The 20,308-nt window shown below is 73.0% G+C and carries 23 protein-coding genes and 1 tRNA gene; 6 read left to right on the top strand and 18 right to left on the bottom strand.

What is annotated here, in order from left to right; translation table 11 throughout:
- Nucleotides 1-140: 140 nt before the first annotated feature.
- The 5 genes from HS045_RS00975 to HS045_RS00995 all read right to left on the bottom strand — a co-directional run bounded on the left by HS045_RS00975 (nt 141) and on the right by HS045_RS00995 (nt 3,960).
- Nucleotides 141-1,016 carry a metal-dependent hydrolase gene (locus HS045_RS00975; protein ID WP_230883382.1) on the bottom strand — a complete coding sequence of 292 codons (876 nt, stop codon included), beginning with the start codon at nt 1,014-1,016 and terminating at the stop codon, nt 141-143.
- Between the two features lie 120 nt (nt 1,017-1,136).
- A complete protein-coding gene (locus HS045_RS00980; protein WP_196449289.1) occupies nt 1,137-2,366 on the bottom strand; it encodes an MFS transporter in 1,230 nt (409 codons plus the stop codon).
- Between the two features lie 207 nt (nt 2,367-2,573).
- Nucleotides 2,574-3,095, bottom strand: a complete 522-nt coding sequence (locus HS045_RS00985) for an SRPBCC family protein (protein ID WP_307827338.1) — start codon at nt 3,093-3,095, stop codon at nt 2,574-2,576.
- Between the two features lie 59 nt (nt 3,096-3,154).
- On the bottom strand, nt 3,155-3,601 hold the full coding sequence (locus HS045_RS00990) for a hypothetical protein (RefSeq protein ID WP_230883384.1): 447 nt from the start codon (nt 3,599-3,601) through the stop codon (nt 3,155-3,157).
- Entirely contained in the window at nt 3,598-3,960 is a 363-nt protein-coding gene (locus tag HS045_RS00995; protein ID WP_196449290.1) for a hypothetical protein, read from the bottom strand. Before HS045_RS00995 ends, HS045_RS00990 begins: the two co-directional genes overlap by 4 nt.
- 86 nt (nt 3,961-4,046) lie before the next feature.
- Between HS045_RS00995 and HS045_RS01000 the strand changes: the two genes are divergently transcribed.
- The gene (locus HS045_RS01000) at nt 4,047-4,541 is read left to right on the top strand and encodes a DUF523 domain-containing protein (RefSeq protein ID WP_196449291.1); all 495 of its coding nucleotides are present in this window, start codon (nt 4,047-4,049) and stop codon (nt 4,539-4,541) included.
- Nucleotides 4,542-4,707: 166 nt separating this feature from the next.
- Here HS045_RS01000 and HS045_RS01005 read toward each other — a convergent pair whose 3' ends face one another.
- Nucleotides 4,708-4,887, bottom strand: coding sequence for a hypothetical protein (locus tag HS045_RS01005; RefSeq protein WP_196449292.1), 180 nt, complete (start codon nt 4,885-4,887; stop codon nt 4,708-4,710).
- On the opposite strand from HS045_RS01005, the gene HS045_RS01010 reads away from it, so the two are divergent.
- From HS045_RS01010 to HS045_RS01020, 3 genes are read left to right on the top strand one after another with little or no spacing between them, the layout of a single operon-like run.
- Nucleotides 4,874-5,416 carry a hypothetical protein gene (locus HS045_RS01010; RefSeq protein WP_196449293.1) on the top strand — a complete coding sequence of 181 codons (543 nt, stop codon included), beginning with the start codon at nt 4,874-4,876 and terminating at the stop codon, nt 5,414-5,416. The two genes, HS045_RS01005 and HS045_RS01010, sit on opposite strands and share 14 nt — an antisense overlap.
- A 43-nt stretch (nt 5,417-5,459) precedes the next feature.
- Nucleotides 5,460-6,137: a response regulator transcription factor gene (locus tag HS045_RS01015; protein WP_196449294.1), complete on the top strand. Its 678-nt coding sequence runs from the start codon at nt 5,460-5,462 to the stop codon at nt 6,135-6,137.
- The gene (locus tag HS045_RS01020; protein WP_196449295.1) at nt 6,134-7,474 is read left to right on the top strand and encodes a HAMP domain-containing sensor histidine kinase; all 1,341 of its coding nucleotides are present in this window, start codon (nt 6,134-6,136) and stop codon (nt 7,472-7,474) included. Before HS045_RS01015 ends, HS045_RS01020 begins: the two co-directional genes overlap by 4 nt.
- Before the next feature lie 186 nt (nt 7,475-7,660).
- On the opposite strand, the gene HS045_RS01025 is transcribed toward HS045_RS01020, so the two are convergent.
- The 5 genes from HS045_RS01025 to nadD form a co-directional block, all read right to left on the bottom strand.
- A tRNA-Ala gene (locus HS045_RS01025) sits at nt 7,661-7,733 on the bottom strand.
- Nucleotides 7,734-7,858: 125 nt separating this feature from the next.
- A complete protein-coding gene (locus HS045_RS01030) occupies nt 7,859-8,491 on the bottom strand; it encodes a histidine phosphatase family protein (RefSeq protein WP_196449296.1) in 633 nt (210 codons plus the stop codon).
- A 67-nt stretch (nt 8,492-8,558) separates the two neighbouring features.
- Nucleotides 8,559-8,975 carry a ribosome silencing factor gene (rsfS, locus tag HS045_RS01035; protein WP_196449297.1) on the bottom strand — a complete coding sequence of 139 codons (417 nt, stop codon included), beginning with the start codon at nt 8,973-8,975 and terminating at the stop codon, nt 8,559-8,561.
- A 250-nt stretch (nt 8,976-9,225) separates the two neighbouring features.
- Nucleotides 9,226-10,101 carry a hypothetical protein gene (locus tag HS045_RS01040; RefSeq protein ID WP_196449298.1) on the bottom strand — a complete coding sequence of 292 codons (876 nt, stop codon included), beginning with the start codon at nt 10,099-10,101 and terminating at the stop codon, nt 9,226-9,228.
- A gap of 525 nt (nt 10,102-10,626) precedes the next feature.
- Nucleotides 10,627-11,247: a nicotinate-nucleotide adenylyltransferase gene (gene nadD, locus HS045_RS01045; protein WP_196449299.1), complete on the bottom strand. Its 621-nt coding sequence runs from the start codon at nt 11,245-11,247 to the stop codon at nt 10,627-10,629.
- Between the two features lie 74 nt (nt 11,248-11,321).
- Here nadD and HS045_RS01050 point away from each other — a divergent pair, with 74 nt between their 5' ends.
- Entirely contained in the window at nt 11,322-12,347 is a 1,026-nt protein-coding gene (locus tag HS045_RS01050; protein WP_196449300.1) for a M48 family metallopeptidase, read from the top strand.
- 110 nt (nt 12,348-12,457) lie between these two features.
- Nucleotides 12,458-13,228, top strand: a complete 771-nt coding sequence (locus HS045_RS01055) for a neutral zinc metallopeptidase (protein ID WP_196449301.1) — start codon at nt 12,458-12,460, stop codon at nt 13,226-13,228.
- A gap of 50 nt (nt 13,229-13,278) precedes the next feature.
- On the opposite strand, the gene HS045_RS01060 is transcribed toward HS045_RS01055, so the two are convergent.
- The 7 genes from HS045_RS01060 to rplU form a co-directional block, all read right to left on the bottom strand.
- On the bottom strand, nt 13,279-14,952 hold the full coding sequence (locus HS045_RS01060; protein ID WP_196449302.1) for a serine/threonine-protein kinase: 1,674 nt from the start codon (nt 14,950-14,952) through the stop codon (nt 13,279-13,281).
- A gap of 191 nt (nt 14,953-15,143) precedes the next feature.
- Nucleotides 15,144-15,425 carry a hypothetical protein gene (locus tag HS045_RS01065; RefSeq protein WP_196449303.1) on the bottom strand — a complete coding sequence of 94 codons (282 nt, stop codon included), beginning with the start codon at nt 15,423-15,425 and terminating at the stop codon, nt 15,144-15,146.
- Nucleotides 15,426-15,624: 199 nt separating this feature from the next.
- Nucleotides 15,625-16,956, bottom strand: coding sequence for a glutamate-5-semialdehyde dehydrogenase (locus tag HS045_RS01070; protein ID WP_196449304.1), 1,332 nt, complete (start codon nt 16,954-16,956; stop codon nt 15,625-15,627).
- 17 nt (nt 16,957-16,973) lie between these two features.
- Complete coding sequence (gene proB, locus HS045_RS01075; RefSeq protein ID WP_196449305.1) at nt 16,974-18,098, bottom strand: glutamate 5-kinase; 1,125 nt, start codon at nt 18,096-18,098, stop codon at nt 16,974-16,976.
- Nucleotides 18,099-18,178: 80 nt separating this feature from the next.
- Nucleotides 18,179-19,531, bottom strand: a complete 1,353-nt coding sequence (obgE, locus tag HS045_RS01080) for a GTPase ObgE (RefSeq protein WP_196449306.1) — start codon at nt 19,529-19,531, stop codon at nt 18,179-18,181.
- Between the two features lie 119 nt (nt 19,532-19,650).
- Entirely contained in the window at nt 19,651-19,908 is a 258-nt protein-coding gene (gene rpmA / locus HS045_RS01085) for a 50S ribosomal protein L27 (protein ID WP_068898892.1), read from the bottom strand.
- A gap of 19 nt (nt 19,909-19,927) precedes the next feature.
- Nucleotides 19,928-20,230, bottom strand: coding sequence for a 50S ribosomal protein L21 (gene rplU, locus HS045_RS01090; RefSeq protein WP_068898894.1), 303 nt, complete (start codon nt 20,228-20,230; stop codon nt 19,928-19,930).
- Nucleotides 20,231-20,308 lie beyond the last annotated feature (78 nt).

A 20,308-nucleotide genomic window follows, 5' to 3' on the forward strand; every position in this document is an offset into this window, starting at 1 on the left:
TGTGTGTCCGTGACCGTCGAACGCTTCGACGGTCACCGCGGCTGCCGGCCGGGGTCGCCCACCGGGCCCTGGACATCGTCGCGGACACCGAGGACACCGATCCGGGTCGGCGCCGTCCGATCGGCGGGCGGCCCCGGTCCTCATCCCGTGGCGGTGTGCATGACCAGCTCGGAGCCGTCGGCGGACAGTTCCAGGGCGACGGTGACCGCGCCCAGTTCGGAGGTGCGCGACAGGTGCGTGCCGCCGCACGGGATGGTCGCCTCGCCGCCGGGCAGCGCGCAGTGCCAGGTACGGCGCGCGGTCAGCTCCGGGCCGGGACCGTCGATCCAGACCGGGGCGTCGGCGGCGGCCCACCGCTCCAGCAGGGCGCCGGCCCGGGCCGCGATCTCCGGCAGTTCCTCGGCCAGCCCGTCGACGGTGAACCCCTTGCGGCGCAGGGACTTGCCCAGCCGGTAGACGTCGCGACTCCCTCCGGGCAGGATCCGCGAGGCCGCGATGGCCGCCTGGTCGAAGTCCGGGCTGCCCAGCGCGTCGGCGGGAACCTCCTTGCGCCAGCGGCCGGACAGCGCGGAGTTGAGCGCGAGGGCCGCCAGGTGGCAGGCGGTGTGCCCGGCCGACAGGGCCCGGCGGCGCTCGGCGTCCACCACCAGTTCGACCTCGCCGGTCGGCGCCTCTCCGGTGACGTGCACCACCAGCCAGTGCCAGCCGGCGGTGCCCCGGCGCACGGGGATGTCCTCACCCGTGTAGACCGTCGTCCCGCCGTGCTCCACGGCCCCGGTGACGCAGTCGGCCACCGCCAGCCCGCCGATCGTGCCGGTGTCGGCGGGCTGGTCCGGCCAGGTGTGGTCCAGCGGGTGGAAGGGCGTCTCGGCGACGATCACGCCGTGCCGGTCCCCGACCGGAACGACCGCCACGACCTCCGAGCGGCCCCGCGTCCGCCCCGCCGGATAGGTGACCCGTGTCGAGGCCGCGATGCCCGGGCCGTGCGTGTGATCCGTACCGTCCATGCCGTCCATGCCCTCCATGCTCCCGCGCCGCCCGTACCGGCCGCACCTCGGGACCGCCCCGGGACCGCCGGACGAGGCCGGCCGTGGCCTGCGCCGCCCCCGAGGAGGCGCAGCCCGCGGCCGGCGGGGTCAGCGGACCGGCTCCCCCTCGTCCTCCAGGTAGCGGGCGCGGCCGGCGTACCAGCCGGCGGCCGACTGCACGGCGACCACCGCGAACAGGAGCAGGAAGGGGAGCGTCCAGCCTCCGGTCGCCTCGTGCATCACGCCGACGACCAGGGGCCCCGCGCCCGCGATGAGGTAGCCGGCGCTCTGCCCGAAGGCCGACAGCGCGGCGGTGGCCTCGGGGGTGCGGGTACGCAGGGCCAGGATGGTCAGCGCGAGCGGGAAGGAGCCCATCCCGATGCCGACCAGGACGGCGAAGAGCCAGGCCAGGGCGGCGGGGGCCAGCCACAGGCCGAGGAAGCCGACCACGTAGAAGGCGATGAACACCGCCACCGCCGGCCGCTGGTCGGCGAACCGGGAGGCCACCGAGGGGGTGATCGTCGAGACCGGGATGCCGATCGCGGTGAAGACGCCCAGCACCAGTCCGGCCTGCCCCGAGGTGTAGCCGCCGTCGACGAGGATCTGGGGCAGGAAGCCGAACATGATGTAGGCCACCATGCTCTGGGTGCCGAAGTAGACGGCGACGGACCAGGCCAGCCTGCTGCGCAGCAGCGTCCCCAGGCCCAGGCGGCCGGTGCCCGCGTCCTTGGCCGGTTCGCTGCGCAGCAGGACGAGCCACGGGAGGGCGGCGACGGCGGCCAGCGCGCCCCACACCCCGAGCGCGAGGTGCCAGTTGCCGTCGGCGGCCCGCTCGATCGGCACGGTCGCCGCGGCGGCGAGCATGGTGCCGACCGCGAGCGCGGTGGTGTAGACCGTGGTCATCGTCCCGGCCCTGCCGGGGAAATGACGCTTGATCAGCGTGGGGATGAGCACGTTGCCCACCGCGCCGCCGGACAGCGCCAGCGCGCTGCTGAACAGGAAGAGCTCGGCCGAGCCCGCCATCGCGCGGATCACCAGGCCGGTTCCGAGGGCGAGGAGCGCGAGCAGCAGCAGCCGGTGCTCCCCGGTCCTGCGGGCCAGAGCCGGGGTCGCCGCGCCGACGGTGGCGAAGATGAGCACCGGAAGGGTGGTGAGCAGACCGATCCCGGCGCCGGACATGCCGAGACCGGCCGAGATCTCGTCCAGGACCGGCCCGACACTGGTGACCGCGGTGCGCAGGTTCAGCGCCGCCAGGACGATCCCCAGCACGAGCAGCCAGGTCAGGGACCTCGTGGCGCTCCCGGTGCGGCCCCGGGTCTCCTGGGTGAGCACGCTCATGCGGGTGCGGTCCTCCCGATTCGAATCAGAAATTCATAGGATGATTGGCTGACTCCGACTGTAACAGGACTGAAATCCGCATTTGTTCCTGACATCACCGATCCCTGACAACGTGGAAGCCCGGGCCCCCCTCCGGTGACAGAGAGGAACCCGGGCTCCTTCGCTCGGCCCGGCGACCCGCGGAGAGCCGCCGGAGGCCTCAGGGCCTCAGAGGCCCTGGCCCGGCGTGGTCGGGGGCAGGCCCCCGCCGAGCAGCGGGTCGGCGCCGCGGGCCTGCGGTCCCGGGACGTCTCCGCGCCACGCGCCGGTCTCGGCGCCGCGCGACTCGATGAACGCCTTGAAGCGTTCCAGGTCGCCCTTGACCCGGATCCGGACGATCTGGAGCCAGTCGCCGACCGTCTCGACGAAGCCCTCCGGGTCGTACTCCATCTGCAGCGTGACCCGGGTGGTGTCCGGGGTCAGGTGGTGGAAGGTCACCACGCCCGCCTGGTGCGGCCGGTCGACGGACTTCCAGGCCACCCGCTCGTCGGGGTGCTGCTCGGTGATCTCCGCCTCGAACTCCCGGCGGACGCCGGCGATCTCCACGATCCAGGCCGTCCGGGTGTCGTTCAGCTGCTTGACCGACTCGACGCCCTCCATGAACTCAGGAAAGCTCTCGAACTGCGTCCACTGGTTGTACGCCGTACGGATCGGCACGTTCACATCGATGGACTGCTCGATCGTGCTCACGGTCTGCCTCCCTTGTTTGCGGTTGGGAGGCTGGACTGCCCAGCCGCGCTCCGGGCTAACTACCTCCGGCGGGAAAGCCAATAAAGACCCAGAACAGGAAGGACCAACGGGATGAAGACGTAACCGCTTCCGAAACCAGACCAGACCGTTGCCTTCGGGAACGCCTCCGGGTCCACCAGGCTCAGCGTGCCCACGATCAATACCCCGGCCAGCTCGATGCCGCACGCCACCAGCGCCAGACGGCGCATCCCCCGGCCCAGCGCCACGGCCAGCAGGAGGTAGACCGCCGCGGCGAAGGCCGAGAGCGTGTAGGCCAGCGGGGCCTCGTCGAACTGCCGCGCGATCTGCACCGCCGCCCGCGCTCCGGCGGCCAGCGCGAAGACCCCGTAGACCGCGACCAGGACCCGGCCCGGCCCGCCGCCCGTCCCGTGCCCGCCGCCGGCCGTCCGGCCCTCCCCTGCCGTCGGGCCCTCCGCCGTCCGGCCCTCCTGCGCGCGCTCGCTCATCCCATCCCCTGCCAGATCTGCAGCATCCGTCCGACCATGCCGGGGATCGCGAAACCCGCCACCGCGATCACGGCGGGACCCCAGCGGGACCGCTCGCCCACGCCCCAGAAGGCGGCGACCGGGGGGATCACCACGGTGCCCGCCGTGTAACCGATCAGCGTGGCCGTGTCGGTCGGCCCCTCTCCTGCGGCCAGCGCGGCGACCACGAATCCCGCCTGGACGAGCAGGCCGATCTCCAGCACGCCCAGCGCGACGAGGAGCACGGTGCCCATCGACTTGTTCAGCGCGGTCGTCAGCAGGCTCGCCAGCGCGATGACCAGCGCGAACACGATCAGACCGGTGGCGAGCGGCCCGATCATCGGGACACCCTGAGGTTTGCGGACATGGCAGACAGGGTACTGCCCGCTCTCCTCGCCCCCCGATCCGAGGCGCGTACCCTGGGGGCGTGGAGATGATCCTGGTCAGTGCCTGCCTGATGGGGCGGAAGGTCCGCTACGACGGGGCCGCCAAGACGAGCGGCGACGCCGCGCTGGCCCGCTGGCGGCAGGAGGGACGGCTCGTCCCGTTCTGCCCCGAGGTCTCCGGCGGCCTGCCCGTCCCCCGCCCGGCCGCGGAGATCTCCGGCGGCGGCGGGGAGGCCGTGCTCGCGGGCACCGCCCGGGTGCTGGCCGCCGACGGGACCGACGTCACCGAGGAGTTCCTCACGGGAGCCCGGGCCGCGCTGGCCGCCGCGCGGTCGGCGGGCGCCCGGATCGCGATCCTCAAGGAGGGCAGCCCCTCCTGCGGGAGTCTGGCCGTCTACGACGGCGCCTTCCGCGGCCGACTGGTGCCGGGCCGGGGCGTCACCACCGCGCTGCTGGAGGAGCACGGCGTGGCGGTCTTCGGCGAGGACCGGATCGCCGACGCCGCCGTACGGCTCCGCGCCCTCGAACGGCCGTGACCTCCGGACGGCGACCCTCCGCCCGTACCCCGTATCCCGTATCCCGTATCCCGTGACCCCGTACCCCGTATCCCGTGACCCCGTACCCCGTGACCCCGGTCCGGGGGTTCCGGTCCCCGGCCCGCCGTCCGGCGGCGGCCCACGCGGCGCTCCCGGCGTCCGCGGGTCAGAACTCCCAGGCGTCGGTGCGGTTCTCGTGCCCGATGCAGAAGGCCGACGAGCCGTGCGCGCCCTGGATCAGGTCCACCCGGATCCACCCGTCGGCCTGGGAGACCTTCGTCTCGTAGCCCGCGTTGGGCGCGGCGGAGACCAGCCGGCAGGCCCCGTTCTCGATGACGAACGACACCGAGCCGCCCTTCACGTTCACCACCCGCACGTTCGCGTCCGCGGCCGCCCCCGCCTCGGGGGCCCTGGACGCCGGAGCCCTGGACGCCGGAGCCTTGGACGCCGGAGCCTTCGGCGCGGACGAGGTCCGGGTGGCCGTGGGCTCGGGTGCCGACGGGCCGCCGGAGGTCTTCGGCCTGCTCGGCGGACGCGTCACCGGCGGGGCGGAGCCGGTGGACCGGCTCACCGGCGCGGCGGTGCCCGTCGGCCCGGGGGTGGCCGGGGGCCGGGTCCGTTCGCGCTGCTCCGGCTCGCGGGAGCGCGCGGTCGCGATCGGCGTGCCCACGCCCGCGGTCGACGTGTCGGGCGCCCCGACGGGGAGCGCCGCCGCCCCGGTCCGCCCGTTCACGGCGCTGAGCGGCTCGATCCTCAGGTCGTCGACGACCTCGCTGCGCAGCACGTCCCGGACCCCGAACCAGGCGACCCACGTCGCCAGCACGGTGGCGCCGAGCCACACCGCGATGAACCCCACCCTCTGCCGCATGCGGTGAATTATTACCCTAGATGCCCGTTTGTTCACTACGGTTACGCTCCATGGCGACCGTTCTCGTGGTGGAAGACGACGAGTACGTACGCTCCGCGATCATCCAGGAACTGAGCAGGCGCCGGCACGCCGTGCGCAGCGCGGGGCGTGCGCTCGACGCGTTGCGGGAGATCACCCAGCATCCCCCGGACGCGGTGATCCTCGACCTCGGCCTGCCGGACCTCGACGGGTCGGAGGCGCTGAAGATGGTGCGCAGCGTCTCCAGCGTCCCGGTGATCGTGGCCACCGCCCGGGACGAGGAGGCGGAGATCGTCCGCCTGCTGCAGGCCGGGGCGGACGACTACCTGGTCAAGCCGTTCTCCGGGGACCACCTGAACGCCCGGCTGGAGGCGGTCCTGCGGCGGGCTCGGCCCGCCGGGCCATCGAAGGTGGTCCGCGCGGGAGGGCTCGCCGTGGACCTGGACCGGCGGGAGGCCGTCGTGGACGGCGTGCCGCTCACGCTGACCCGCCGGGAGTTCGACCTGCTGGCCTACCTCGCGGCCCGGGCCGACCGGGTCGTCTCCCGCAAGGAGCTGCTCGCCGAGGTGTGGCAGCAGTCCTACGGCGACGACCAGACCATCGACGTCCACCTGTCGTGGCTGCGCCGCAAACTCGGCGAGAGCGCCTCCGCGCCCCGCTACCTGCACACCGTGCGCGGTGTCGGCGTCATGCTGATCACTCCGCGATGAGGCGGACCCTCGCCCTGCTCGCCCTCGCCGGCGCGTCGATGATCGCCCTGGCCTTCCTCGTCCCCCTGGGGATCATCGTCAAGGAGATCGCCCACACCAGGGCCATCTCCGAGGCCGAGCGGCGGGCCTCGGCGCTCGTCCCGGTGCTGGCGATCACCACCGACCCGGACCGGCTCCCCCACGCGCTGGCCAGCAGCGGGGCCAGAGACCGCATCGCCGTGCACCTGCCGGGCGGCGGCGCGGTCGGCGCCGTCCGCGCACCCGCCGCGACCGTGGCCGCGGTCTCCCGGTTGACGCGGGCCGCCACCGTCGAGACCGGCGCCGGTTACCTCCTGCTGCGCCCGGTCGCCCTGGACGGCGGGCGGACCGTGGTCATCGAGGTCTTCGTGCCCGCCGAGGAGCTGACCCGGGGCGTCGCCCAGTCGTGGGCGGTGCTCGCCGGGCTCGCCGTGGTGCTGGCCGCGGGCTCGGTGCTGGTCGCCGACCGGCTGGGCGTGCGCATGGTGCGGGCGGCCCGGCGGCTCGGCCGGGCCGCGGGCTCCCTGGGCGCCGGGGACCTCAGCGTCCGCATCCGGCCCGAGGGACCGCCCGAGCTCGTCACCGCGGCGGAGGCCTTCAACAGCATGGCCGACCGGGTCGTGCAGCTGCTCGCCGCCGAACGCGAGATGGCCGCCGACCTGTCGCACCGGCTCCGCACCCCGCTGACCGCCCTGCGGCTCAGCCTCGACCACCTGGGCCCGGAGGCGGAGCCGAGCCGCCACTCCCTCAGCCGGCTGGAGTCCGAGGTCGACCAGATCATCGCGGCGGCCCGCGCCCCCTCCCGCGCTCCGGAGGCCGTCTCCTGCGACGCGGCCGAGGTGCTGCGCGAGCGGCTCACCTTCTGGTCCGCGCTCGCCGAGGACCAGCAGCGGCCGTGGGAGCTGATCGGCGCCGACGCCCCCGTCCGCGTCCCGGTCCCGGCGGCCGAGCTCAGCGCCGTCGTGGACGCGCTGCTCGGCAACGTCTTCCGGCACACCCCGCAGGGCGCCGCCTTCACCGTGACCCTGCACCAGGGGTCCGGCACGGTGGGCCTGCTCATCGCCGACGCGGGACCGGGCATCCCCGACCCGGCGGCGGCGCTGCGGCGCGGGGCCAGCGGCGCGGGCTCCACCGGCCTCGGCCTGGACATCGCCCGCCGGCTCGCGGAGTCCTCGGGGGGCGATCTGCGGATCGACGCCTCCGCCTCCGGCGGCGCCCGGGTCCAGCTCTGGTTCCGCACCGACGCCCGCGACCGCACGCCGCGCACCGCGCGCCGCCTGGTCGGCAGCCGCTGGCCCCGCCGGGAGGCGGACGCCTGAGGGGTCCCCGCCGAAGCGATCGAGGCGGGACGCGCTCTGGCGCCGGGACGGACCGGTACCGATCTCACGCGGCCGGAGCAACCCGCCGGCGACACCGCGGCCGGAAACGGCGGAATCCCGCCCGATCGAGCGATCGGACGGGATCCCGTCACCGTGCTTCGGGCCGTTTCGACGACGGCCCCCAGGTGGAGCTATGGGGATTCGAACCCCAGACCTCCTCCATGCCATGGAGGCGCGCTACCAGCTGCGCCATAGCCCCTGGTCACCGCTCCGAGTGCTCTCGTCGCGGCGCTCCGGAAGCATATAGGGACATCGTCCCGTTCACCTAATCGACGCCCGTACGGCTCGCGCCCGTCACCGGGGACGAGCCGTACGGCCGTGCGGTCAGGTCCGCGTGGCCTCGGGGCTGTCGTCGCTCTGGACCGGCTCGGGCAGGGTCCCGGCGTTGTGCTCCATCAGCCGCCAGCCCTTGCGCCCCTCCTCCAGCACCGACCACGAGCAGTTGCCCAGCCCGCCCAGCGCAGGCCAGTGCTCCTGGGGCAGGCCCATCAGCCTGGCGACGCCGAGCCGGATCGCGGCGCCGTGGGAGACCACGACCAGCAGGCCGTCGGGCTCCAGCCGGGCGGCCCAGCGGCGGACCGCCGCCGACACCCGTTCGGCGACGTCGGCGACGTCCTCTCCGCCCGGGGCCTCCCAGTCGGCGAACTCGCGGGGCCAGCCGGTGGAGATCTGCTCCCGGGTGAGCCCCTCCCACTCGCCGCCGCCGCGCTCGCGCAGGTCCTTGTCCACGGCCACGTCCAGGCCGGTGACCCCGCCCAGCGCCCTGGCGGTGTGCAGGGCGCGCTGGAGGTCGGAGGAGACGATCATGTCGGGACGCAGGTAGGCGAGCAGCCCGGCGGCGCGGGCGGCCTGGGCCGCACCGGTCTCGTCCAGCGGGATGTCGGTGTGCCCCTGGAACCGCCGCTCGACGTTCCACAGCGTCTGACCGTGCCTCAGGCACACGACACGGCGGCTCATGCAGCCCCCTGCCGGGAGAGGTGAGCCGCCGTACGGCCGTGCCCGGCGGCGCTCGTGCGCCCCGGTCTCACCGGGCGTCCTCCGGCGCCGCCGGCCGGGCGCGCTGCGCGGCGACCTGCGTCACGCTGTCCGGCAGGGCGATGGCGGGGCAGTCCTTCCAGAGGCGCTCCAGCGCGTAGAAGGTGCGGTCCTCCTCGTGCTGGACGTGCACGACGATGTCGATGAAGTCGAGCAGGACCCAGCGGCCCTCGCGCTCGCCCTCGCGACGGACCGGCTTGACATCGGCCTCGACGCGCAACCGCTCCTCGATCTCGTCGACGATGGCGCGGACCTGGCGGTCGTTGGTGGCGGAGCAGAGCAGGAACGCGTCGGTGATGACGAGCTGGTCGCTCACGTCATAGGCGAGGATGTCGTCGGCCAGCTTGTCGGCCGCCGCCTCGGCGGCGATCCTGACGAGCTCGACGGATCTGTCGGTTGCGGTCACGGTGTGGGTCAGTCCTCCGGTAGTCGGCGCTGTCACCCCTAAGGATGCCCGGCACGGCCCGCGGCGAAAGCGGGCAGTCAGTACAACGCCTATCGTGTGCCACCCGATTCCACACCGCAAACCGATTGCCGGACCGGCCGGAGCGCGGACCGCGTCAGCGGGAGGCCTCCGAAGCGGCGGCGGTCTCCGGCGACCGCGGTCCCCGGCGACGGCGGTCCCCCACGGCGGCGGCCCCCGGCGGCGGGGACGCTCAGTTCCGGTCGTTCAGGGCCGCCAGGTCGAGGACGTTGCAGACCTCCGCCGTCCTCCACTGGAGGTATCCGGCGTGGGAGATGCCCACCTCCTCCGCCGCCCTCCCCGGGAGGCGCACCGCCGTACGCGTCCGTGCGTCGAGGAGCCAGCCGGTCCCGCCCTCGCGCCACGCCGCGAAGCGCCCGTGCCGCGAGACGGCGACGCCCCTGGCCCGCGGGCCGATGCCGGCGACGGTGCCGTCGCCGTACTCCAGGAGGTCCCGGTCCTCGTCCACCCGGGCGATGTACGAGGCCGGATCGGGAACGCCGAGCCGGGTGCCGTCCGGGCCGTAGCGGGCCGGCGAGCCGGTGAAATCACCCGGATCAGCCGAATCCGGCGCCAGGACGGGGGATTTCGCGAGGAAGGCGTCGCCCTCCCAGGCGATGTCGTACAGTCCCCTCCGCCACGGCCGGGGGACCTGGTCGCCGGGACCCATGCGGTAGACGCCCACGTCTCCCGGGTCGCCGGAGACGCACGCGGAGAAGTAGAGCTCTCCTCGATGGAAACCGAGGTCGACGGGGTATTGCCAGCCCATCCCGCAGTACCCCGCGGGACCGCTCCAGGTGTTCATGACCTCTCGGGTCAGGCCGCTGCGGAGGTCGGTGGCCTCGAGGATCCACCCGCCCGGCTCGTCGTTCCCGAGAAGCTTCACCACGCGCGTGCCGTGCGCCGCCGCGGCGACGGTGTACGACTCGCGCTCCGTGCGCTGCAGCGGCGCGCTGCGGCCGGTGACGGGGTCGAAGAGGTCGAGGTGGTCGAGGTAGGGAAGCTGCCGGGAGTGCTTGCGGACGATGAGCCGCCCGTCGGGCAGAGTGCCCACGACGTCACGGGACATCGCGTCTCCGGCGGGGATCCGCAGGATCCTGGCCCGGGGATGGGCCCGGGCGAAAGACGTCTCGGCCCTCCGGACGGAAGACGGAGTGGGTGAAGGCGTCTCCGGAGGGACGCGGTACTCCGGCAGATCGGCTTCGAAGGGGGAGGGCGACGGCGGTGCGGAGGACCCGCAGGCGCAGACTCCCATGATCAGAACGGCCGCCGTCGTCACCGTCGTCACCGTCCTCATGCGGAAACGGCGCTCCACCCTCGTCCGTGCCGGGACGGGAGGCTTCCGATCGCGGATGCCCAGGACGCGGCCGGCGGCGTCCGTGCCCTCGGCACCGTGCCCGGTCTGCCGTCCAGGAGCCACCTGGGCACCCCCGATCGCACTGTTCCGGAGTACCACCGTAAACGATCGCCACCGGCCGGATGAGACGGATGTCGCTCCTGACCGGCTTCTCCGGTTTCTTCGGATACCCGCGGTTCACGGCCGCGGGGATCGCCTCCGGGTCCGCGCCGCTCGCGATGCTCGGCGATCCCCTGGTCAGTCCTCACCCGACCGGTACAGCCCGCGCTTGTTGATGTACTGCACGATGCCGTCGGGCACCAGATACCAGATGGGCTCCCCCGAGGCGACCCGCTGCCGGCACTCCGACGACGAGATGGCCAGCGCCGGGATCTCCAGCAGGCTGACCCGCCCCTCCGGCAGGCCGGGGTCGTGCAGGTGGTGGCCGGGCCGGGTCGCCCCGACGAAGTGCGCGATGGTGAACAGCTCGTCCACGTCGCGCCAGCTCAGGATCTGGGCGAGGGCGTCGGCCCCGGTGATGAAGTACAGCTCCGTGTCCGGGCCATGGGCGGCGGAGATGTCCCGCAGGGTGTCGATGGTGAAGGTGGGGCCCGGCCGGTCGACGTCCACCCGGCTCACCGAGAAGCGCGGGTTGGAGGCGGTCGCGATGACGGTCATCAGGTAGCGGTCCTCCGGGGCCGAGACCGCCTGGTCCGCCTTCTGCCACGGCCGGCCGGTCGGCACGAAGACGACCTCGTCGAGGTCGAAGTGGTGGGCGACCTCGCTGGCGGCCACCAGGTGCCCGTGGTGGATCGGGTCGAAGGTCCCGCCCATGACGCCCAGACGGCGCTTTCCGTAGCCGGTGGGAGCGTTCATCATGAAATGGACCATACGCGTGAACCGCACGGAGCTTTTAACCAGCCCCCGCGCATGCCGCGCAGGGCCGACGTAGCATGCCGGACATGACCACCACCCCGGATCGCAACCGCGTGCAGCTCCCCGGCATCAGCTCCCGCGCCTACGAACATCCCGCCGACCGGTCCGCGCTGGTCGCCCTCCGGTCGCTCAGCGGGTTCGACACGGTCCTCAAGCAGATGTCCGGGCTGATCAGCGAGCGCCGCCTGCGCCTGATCTACCTCGCCTCCGCGGTGCGCACGAGCGACACCCAGTTCCGCGCCCTGCACGACATGGGCCGCGACGCCGCCTACGTGCTCGACCTCCCCCGCATCCCGGAGATCTACGTCCAGCAGAACCCGCGGGTCCAGGCGATGGCCATCGGCTTCGACGACCCGTTCATCGTCGTCAGCACGGGCCTGCTCGACCTGATGGACTCCGAGGAGCAGCGCTTCGTCATCGGCCACGAGACCGCGCACATCCTCTCCGGCCACGCGGTCTACCGCACGATGCTGGACATCCTCACCCGGCTGGCCACCCGCGTGGCCTGGATCCCGCTCGGCTACATCGGCCTGCGCGCGATCGTGGCGGGGCTGGAGGAGTGGCACCGCAAGTCCGAGCTCTCCGCCGACCGCGGCGGCCTCCTCGTCGGCCAGGACGCCGACGCCGCCCTGCGGGCGCTGATGAAGCTCGCCGGCGGCTCACGCCTGCACGAGATGAACATCGAGGCCTTCCTCGACCAGGCCCGCGAGTACGACACGGCCGGCGACGTCCGCGACGGCCTGCTGAAGGTCCTGAACCTGCTCGGCACGACCCACCCGTTCGCGGTCTCCCGCGTCGCCGAACTCGACAAGTGGCGCCGCGGCGGCGAGTACGAAACGATCCTCGGCGGCGCCTACCCCCGCCGCGCCGACGACGCCGGCGCCAAGGTCTCCGAGGAGGTCAAGGCCGCCGCCCGGTCCTACCGCGAGTCGTGGTCGCAGTCCCAGGACCCGTTCATCGGCGTCCTGCGCGACGTGGCCGAGGGCGCGGTCAACGCCGGCGAGCGCATCTTCAACCGCTTCGCCCGCCGTGACGGCAACTGACCGCCTCGTTTCCTCATCGTTCATAAAAGGTCCAGGAGGTCATCTCCTGGACCTTTTGTGCATGAAAACGGATTTGCGAGCAAAACGCGGCTACTCTACTGTTCCGCCTCATGAGAATCCGCATGATCGCCGCCCTGACCGGGACGGCGGGTCTTCTCCTGACGGGTACGGCGCACGCCTACCCCGTCAAGGACAAGACGCTGACGCAGAACGCCCTCTACAGCACCGGCGCGCTCACCGAGACGGAATGCGCCGAGAAGTCCGTCAAGGACGGTGACCCCGCTTCGGCCAGGAAGTATCTGACCGCCGTGCTGAACTGCCTGAACGTCTCGTGGAAGACGCATCTCGAAGCGGCGGGCCTGCGGTTCACCAAGCCCATCGTCAAGATCTACACCAAGGCTCCCGCCCGTTTCTGCGGTCACAAGTTCGGTGATTCGGAGGCGTGGCACTGCGCGCAGTCGAGAACGATCGCCATCCGTCTCCACAAGGACCTGCTCGACGAGACGGGCGACCTTTACCTGTTCCATCTCATGAGCCAGATGTACGCCTACCACGTCCAGAACCTCGTCGGCATCGACGATGCCTACCAGAACATTCCCTACAAGAACACCTCCGAGCTGAACGAGCAGATCCGCCGGGACTCTCTGCAGAGCGACTGCCTGGCCGGGGTGTTCATCAAGAGCGTGTGGCCCTCGCTGGAACGGCCGGTCTCCAACTGGAATCACCTGATGGGCCTGGTCAAGGACGAAGGCGATACGAAGGGGGAGCCCCGCGTCTACGGCAAGGGAGCCAACCGCGTCTACTGGTCCAAGCGGGGCTACACCACCGGTGACCCGGCCTCCTGCAACACCTGGTCCGCGTCTCCGGCGACGGTGAGCTGACCGGGACCCGGAAAAGGCCGGCCCTCCAAGCCCGCCCTCGCATCCGACCCTCAGAGCACCAGCGCGACCACGCGCACGGCCGTCGTGCACACGGCGGCGAAACCGCCCAGCACGACCATCGCGCGCAGCCCCTCCCTGCGGAGCTCCGGGAGCCGGGCACCGGCCCGCTCCACCTCCCGGCCGGTGATCCATCCGCAGACCACGCCGAACACCACACCGGCGACGGCGACGGGAGCCGGGGCGGGTTGCAGCCACCATTCCGGGGGCAGCGACCCGCCCATGGTCACCCAGAGGGTGAGGGCGGCCAGCCCGCCGGCCGGGACGCCCGGCCAGACCGCGGCGCTCAGCAGCGATCCGGCGAGGGCCAGCGGGAAGCCGAGCACGCGCAGGGCTCCCCGGACCCTGGCCGACCGGCGCTTCCTGACCAGCCAGTGCCCCGTCCAGACGGCACGGGTCAGAACGACGAACAGGCCGGTGACCGCGAAGGTGGCCAGCGGCCAGATCACCGAGGTCACGACGCAGGGCACCGCCAGCACCGCGAGGACGAGCAGGGTCAGGTTCCCCGCGGGCAGCGGCCCCGCGGGAATCCCCGCCGCGGCCTCCGCCGCCGGAGAGCCGTCCGCCTGCCGTCCCCGGCCCGTTCCGGGGACCACCCGTTCCGCCGTGGGGAGCCGTCGGCCCGGCTTCGCGTTCTCCCCCGTGGTCGCAGGACGCACGCCGCGCGCCGTCCTGCCGCTCTTCAGCGCGGTCCTCATCCGGGGCTCGGAGCCCGCCGGAGCGGAGCCGGGTCGCTCCGCGCCCGCCCGCTCCTGACCGGCCCTCTCCTGACCGGCCCGCTGCGCACCCGGCTGCTGCGCGCCCGCCCGGCGCGGACCGGTCCGGATCGCGGACGGCTCCGGCGCCTCCGCGGGCGCCGCCTCGGCGGAGGAGGCGCGCACCAGCCGGGACAGCCTGCCCGCCAGGAGGGCCGCCGTGGGCCGCTTGGCGGCCTCGCGGTGCAGAGCCGCGCGGATCAGCGGGAGGAGGACCGCCGGAACACCGCCCAGATCCGCCTGCCCGTTGAGGATGGCGTACATCTGCGCCTCGACCGTGCCCCGTCCGAAGGTGGGGCGGCCGGTCGCGGCGAAGGCGACCGTCGCCGCCCAGGCGTGGACGTCGGCGGGCTCCCCGACCGGCTCGTCCGCGAACAGTTCGGGGGCGGCGTAGGCCGGGGTGCCCAGGAAGGTGCCGGTCATGGTGAGCCGGGTGGCGTCCAGGACCTGGGCGATGCCGAAGTCGATGAGCACGGGCCCGCCCGACGGACCCAGCAGGACGTTGGCAGGCTTGAGGTCGCGGTGGACGACCCCCGCCGCGTGGATGATCGCCAGCGCCGTGGCCAGGCCGTGGGCCAGGCCGACCAGGTCGGCACCCTCCAGGGGGCCGTCGCGCCGTACCCGGTCCAGGAGGGTGTCGCCCTCGATGTACTCCATGACCAGGTAGGGCCGGTCGCCCTCCAGGTCGGCGTCGAGCACCCGGGCGACGTAGGGGCTCTCCACCCGGCGGAGCGCGCGGACCTCGCGCTCCAACCGTATGCCGGCCTCCGAGTCGGGGTCGACCGCGTCATGGAGCATCTTGAGCGCGACCTTCTCCCCACGCCGGGCCGTGGCGAGGTAGACCTCGCCCATGCCGCCCCTGCCGAGGCGATCCACCAGCGTGTACGGGCCGACGCGCCCGAGCCTGCCCACCCGCCCTCCACCCATAGGAGACCACACCATAGCGGGCGGGCACGACGATTCCCCGGCGACTCGCCGGACCGGAAGGATCGACGCGGCGGGAAACCGCGCAGGAGCACCGCTCCGGGAGGCGGCGGATTCAACGCGGTGGGAGATACCGAACGATCAGTACGGCGGGGACCCGCGAAGGAAGGAGGCGCGGCTCACGACCGGCCGGCGTACTGGCGCCGGTCGGCGGAGCCGTGCCGTTCGGCGGGCTCCCGGTGGTCCCGGCGGTCACCGTGCTCCGCCCCGGACTCCCCGCCGTCCTCGTCGCCCCGGTCGGGGACGAGCAGGCTCTCCAGCTCGGCCACGGGCTCGGCCGACAGGTCCAGGCGGCCCTTCCGCCGCCAGTTCACGTGCCCCCGGCTCTCCAGGAACAGCATCAGACGATCGACGCCGAACAGCACGACGCCCACGAAGAGAATCCCGATCACGGTCTGCATGGGGGCCAATCCAACCACCCCTGCCCACTGCGGAGCGCATCGACACGTTCACATACCGCGACTTTCGATGTCCTTCACCGGACCGTGAACGAACCCGCGGAGCCCGCCCGGGGCCCCGCGGCCCGTCCGCCCCGCCGGAACCACCGACGGGAGAGACCCGGCCCCGCCGGAACCCACCCGGGCAGCAGGCGCCCGATCCCTACCGGGACTCGCCCGGGCAGGAGGCGACGACCGTGCCGGAGGAGGTGCGCAGGTGGCCCTCGCCGGTGTAGACCCACTTGGTGGAGGTCAGCTCCGGCAGCCCCATCGGGCCGCGGGCGTGCAGCTTCTGGGTGGAGATGCCGATCTCCGCGCCGAAGCCGAACTCGCCGCCGTCGGTGAACCGGGTCGAGGCGTTGACCGCCACGGCCGCGGAGTCGACGAGGGCGACGAACCGGCGGGAGGCGGTGACCGACCGGGTGACGATCGCCTCGGTGTGGGCCGAGCCGTACCTCCTGATGTGCGCGACCGCGTCCTCCAGCGAGTCGACCACGGCGGCGGCGATGTCCAGCGAGAGGTACTCGGCGCGGAAGTCCTCCTCGTCGGCCGGGACCACGCCCTCGCCGTAGGCGGCGATCCGCGCGTCGCCGTGGACCGTCACCCCGGCCTCGGCCAGCGCCGCCAGGGCGCGCGGCACGAAGGCGTCGGCGACGGCCGCGTGCACGAGGAACGTCTCGGCCGCGTTGCAGACCGACGGCCGCTGCGCCTTGGCGTTGAGCAGGATCTCCACCGCCAGGTCGAGGTCGGCGTCGGCGTCGACGTAGACGTGGCAGTTGCCCGTGCCGGTCTCGATGACCGGGACCGTCGACTCCTGCACCACCGAGTTGATCAGCGAGGCGCCGCCGCGCGGGATCAGCACGTCGACCAGCCCGCGGGCCTTCATCAGCGCCTTGACCGAGTCGCGGGTCACCCCCGGCACCAGCTGCACGGCTCCCGCCGGGACCTCCGTACCCGCCAGCGCCTCCTGCATGACCCGCACCAGCACCGTGTTGGACGCGTACGCGCTGGAGGAGCCGCGCAGCAGCGTGGCGTTCCCGCTCTTGAGGCAGAGCGCGGCCGCGTCGACCGTGACGTTGGGGCGGCCCTCGTAGACGATGCCGACCACGCCGAGCGGCACCCGCAGCTGGCGCAGCTCCAGCCCGTTGGGCAGCGTGCTCCCCCGGACGACCTCGCCGACCGGGTCGGGCAGGTCGGCGACCTGCCGCACGGCGTCGGCGACGGTCTCGATCCGCGCGGCGTCCAGGCCGAGCCGGTCGATCATGTACGCGGAGGTGCCGTTCTCCCGGGCCCTGGCCACGTCGGTCGCGTTGGCCTCGATGATCTCGGCGGAGCGGGCCACCAGCGCGTCGGCGATCGCCCGCAGCGCCGCGTCCTTCGGCGCCCGCGGCAGCGGGGCCAGCTCGGTGGCGGCCTCCTTCGCCGCCAGGGCCACCTTCAGGAAATCTTCGGAGACCTCGGAAGCGGTCGTGAGGTCTCCCGACGACGCAGACATGTCGCACTCCATGGGGACTAGTGGGTGGGCTCCAGTATGACGATGTCGTCACGGTGGATCAGCTCGCGTTCATATTCCGGACCGAGGCTGCTCGCCAGCTCCCGGGTGGAGCGGCCGAGCAGGTCCGGGATCTCCGCGGCGTCGAAGTTGACCAGGCCCCGGGCGACGACCCCGCCGAGCGGTCCGCACAGGTCCACCGGGTCGCCCGCGGCGAAGTCGCCCTCGACCCCGGTGACCCCGGCGGGCAGCAGCGACTTGCGGCGGCCGACGACCGCCTCGACCGCTCCCGGGTCCAGGTGGAGGCGGCCGCGGCCGGTGGCGGCGTGGGCCAGCCAGAGCAGCCGGGTGCCCGGGTGGCGTCCGGCCGGGTGGAAGTAGGTGCCGATGTCGGCCCCGGCCAGGGCCTGGGCGGCGTGCGCGGCGGCGGTGAGCACCACGGGCACGCCGGCGCCGGTGGCGATCCTGGCCGCCTGCACCTTGGTGACCATCCCGCCGGTGCCGACCGCGCCGCCCCCGCCGAGCTCGACCCCGTCCAGGTCCTCGGGGCCGCGCACGTCGGTCAGCCGCCGCGAACCCGCCCTGCGGGGGTCGCCGTCGTAGAGCGCGTCCACGTCCGACAGCAGCACGAGGGCGTCGGCGCGGGTCAGGTGGGCCACCAGCGCGGCGAGGCGGTCGTTGTCGCCGAAGCGGATCTCGTCGGTGGCGACGGTGTCGTTCTCGTTGACGATCGGGACGATGTCCAGCTCCAGCAGGCGGCCGAGCGTGCGCTGGGCGTTGGCGTGGTGCGCACGGCGCATCATGTCGTCGGCCGTCAGCAGCACCTGGCCGACGCGCAGGCCGTACCGGGCGAAGGACGAGGTGTAGCGGGCCACCAGCACGCCCTGGCCGACCGAGGCGGCGGCCTGCTGGGTGGCCAGGTCGCGGGGGCGCGCCGGCAGGCCCAGCGGGCCGAGCCCGGCCGCGATGGCGCCGGAGGAGACCAGCACGATCTGGGTGCCGGCCCTGCGCCGGGCGGCGAGCACGTCGACCAGGGCGTCCACCCGGTCGACGTCGATCATCCCCTGCGGGGTGGTGAGCGAGGACGAACCCACTTTCACGACGAGGCGTGCTGCCGTACGGATCCGATCGCGCGCAGGGGTCACGACGCGTGCCTTTCTTCAGAGCCGATGCGAGGAGCCGGTGCGAGGAACCGGTGCGAGAGGCCGGTGGGCGGAGGAGCGGGTCAGCCGAGCCGGTTGTCGGTGCCGCGCGGGCCCTGGTGCACCGCCTCGGCGTTGAGGGTGGGCTGCCAGTCGAAGATGTAGCCGTTCTCCATGGAGCCGATGACGACCTCGGCGCCCGCCTTGGCCCCGGCCTTGAGGAGCTCCTCCTCGACGCCGAGCCGCTCCAGCCGGTCGGCGAGGTAGCCGACGGCCTCGTCGTTGGTGAAGTCCGTCTGGCGGATCCACCGCTCCGGCTTGGCCCCGGTGACCTGGAAGGTGTTCTCGTCGACCCGGCGCACCGCGAACCCCGCGTCGCCGAGCTGGCGGGGCTTGATGACCAGGCGGGTCGGCTCGGTCACCGGGACGGCCGCGCGGGCGGCGGCGACCATCTCGCCCATGGCGAAGGTCAGCTCGCGCAGCCCCTCGTGGGTGGCGGCGGAGATCGGGAAGACCCGCATGCCGCGCTCCTCCAGCATCGGCCGGACCATCTCGACCAGCTCGCGTGCGTCGGGCACGTCGGTCTTGTTGAGCACGGCCAGGCGCGGGCGGTCCTCCAGTTTGCCGTACGCGGCCAGCTCGGCCTCGATCGCCTCGTAGTCGCTGATCGGGTCCCGGCCCGGCTCCATGGTCGCGCAGTCGATCACGTGCACGAGCGTGCTGCACCGCTCGACGTGGCGCAGGAACTCGTGGCCGAGGCCCTTGCCCTCGGAGGCGCCCGGGATCAGGCCGGGCACGTCGGCGACGGTGAAGACCGTGTCCCCGGCGGTGACCACGCCGAGGTTGGGCACCAGCGTGGTGAACGGGTAGTCGGCGATCTTCGGCCGGGCCGCGCTCAGCGCCGCGATGAGGGAGGACTTGCCCGCGCTGGGGAAGCCGACCAGCGCCACGTCCGCGACGCTCTTCATCTCCAGCATCACGTCGATCTCGTCGCCGGGCTCGCCCAGCAGCGCGAAACCGGGGGCCTTGCGCTTGGCCGAGGCCAGCGCCGCGTTGCCCAGGCCGCCGTGGCCGCCCTCGGCCACGACGTAGCGGGTGCCCGCGCCGACCAGGTCGACGAGCACCTCGCCGGTGGCGGCGTGCTTCACCACGGTCCCGGACGGGACCGGCAGGACGACGTCGGCCCCGTTGGCGCCGTCGCGGTTGGAGCCCGAGCCCTGCTTGCCGTTGTCGGCCTTGCGGTGCGGGCGGCGGTGGTAGTCCAGCAGGGTGGCGGTGTTCGCGTCCACCTCCAGGATCACGTCACCGCCGCGGCCCCCGTTGCCGCCGTCGGGGCCGCCCAGCGGCTTGAACTTCTCCCGATGCACAGAGGCGCAGCCATGTCCCCCGTCACCGGCCTTGATGTGCAGGACCACCTGGTCCACAAAGTCCGGCATGTCTGCTCTCCTACCCCCATCTTCGGGACCCGCTGTCGGGGATGCCCCGTTTCACAACACGAACAGGGGTGGACCGCTGGACGCGATCCACCCCTGCCGTAACGCCTGTCGGTGCGGATCTACTCCGCGACCGGGACGATGTTCACCGCGCGGCGACCGCGCTTGAAGCCGAACTGCACGTGGCCCGCGGCCAGCGCGAACAGCGTGTCGTCGCCACCGCGGCCGACGTTGTCGCCCGGGTGGAAGTGGGTGCCGCGCTGGCGGACGATGATCTCACCGGCGTTGACCAGCTGGCCGCCGAAGCGCTTCACACCGAGCCGCTGGGCGTTCGAGTCACGGCCGTTCCGAGTGGACGACGCGCCCTTCTTGTGTGCCATCTCGCAAAACTCCCGAAACTCAGGCCTGGTCGATGCCAGTGATCTTCACCTGGGTGTACCGCTGGCGGTGACCCTGGCGCTTCTTGTAGCCGGTCTTGTTCTTGTACTTCAGAATCCGGATCTTCGGACCCTTGGTCTCGCCGAGGATCTCGGCGGCGACCGTGAACCTGCCCGCCTCGGTGGTCACGTCGCCGTCGTTGACGACGAGCACCGTCGGCAGCGTGACCGTGGAACCGACCTCGCCGGCGACCTTGTCCACCTCGAGGACGTCACCGACGGAGACCTTCTGCTGCCTGCCGCCGCAACGAACGATCGCGTACACCGCGGAACCCTTCTTCTGCCTACTTGCTCGCTGGATGCTGCGCCCCGCATCCGGCTGTGGTCACCGAAACTGGACCGA

This window comes from Planomonospora sp. ID82291, assembly GCF_015711645.1.
GTDB lineage: Bacteria > Actinomycetota > Actinomycetes > Streptosporangiales > Streptosporangiaceae > Planomonospora.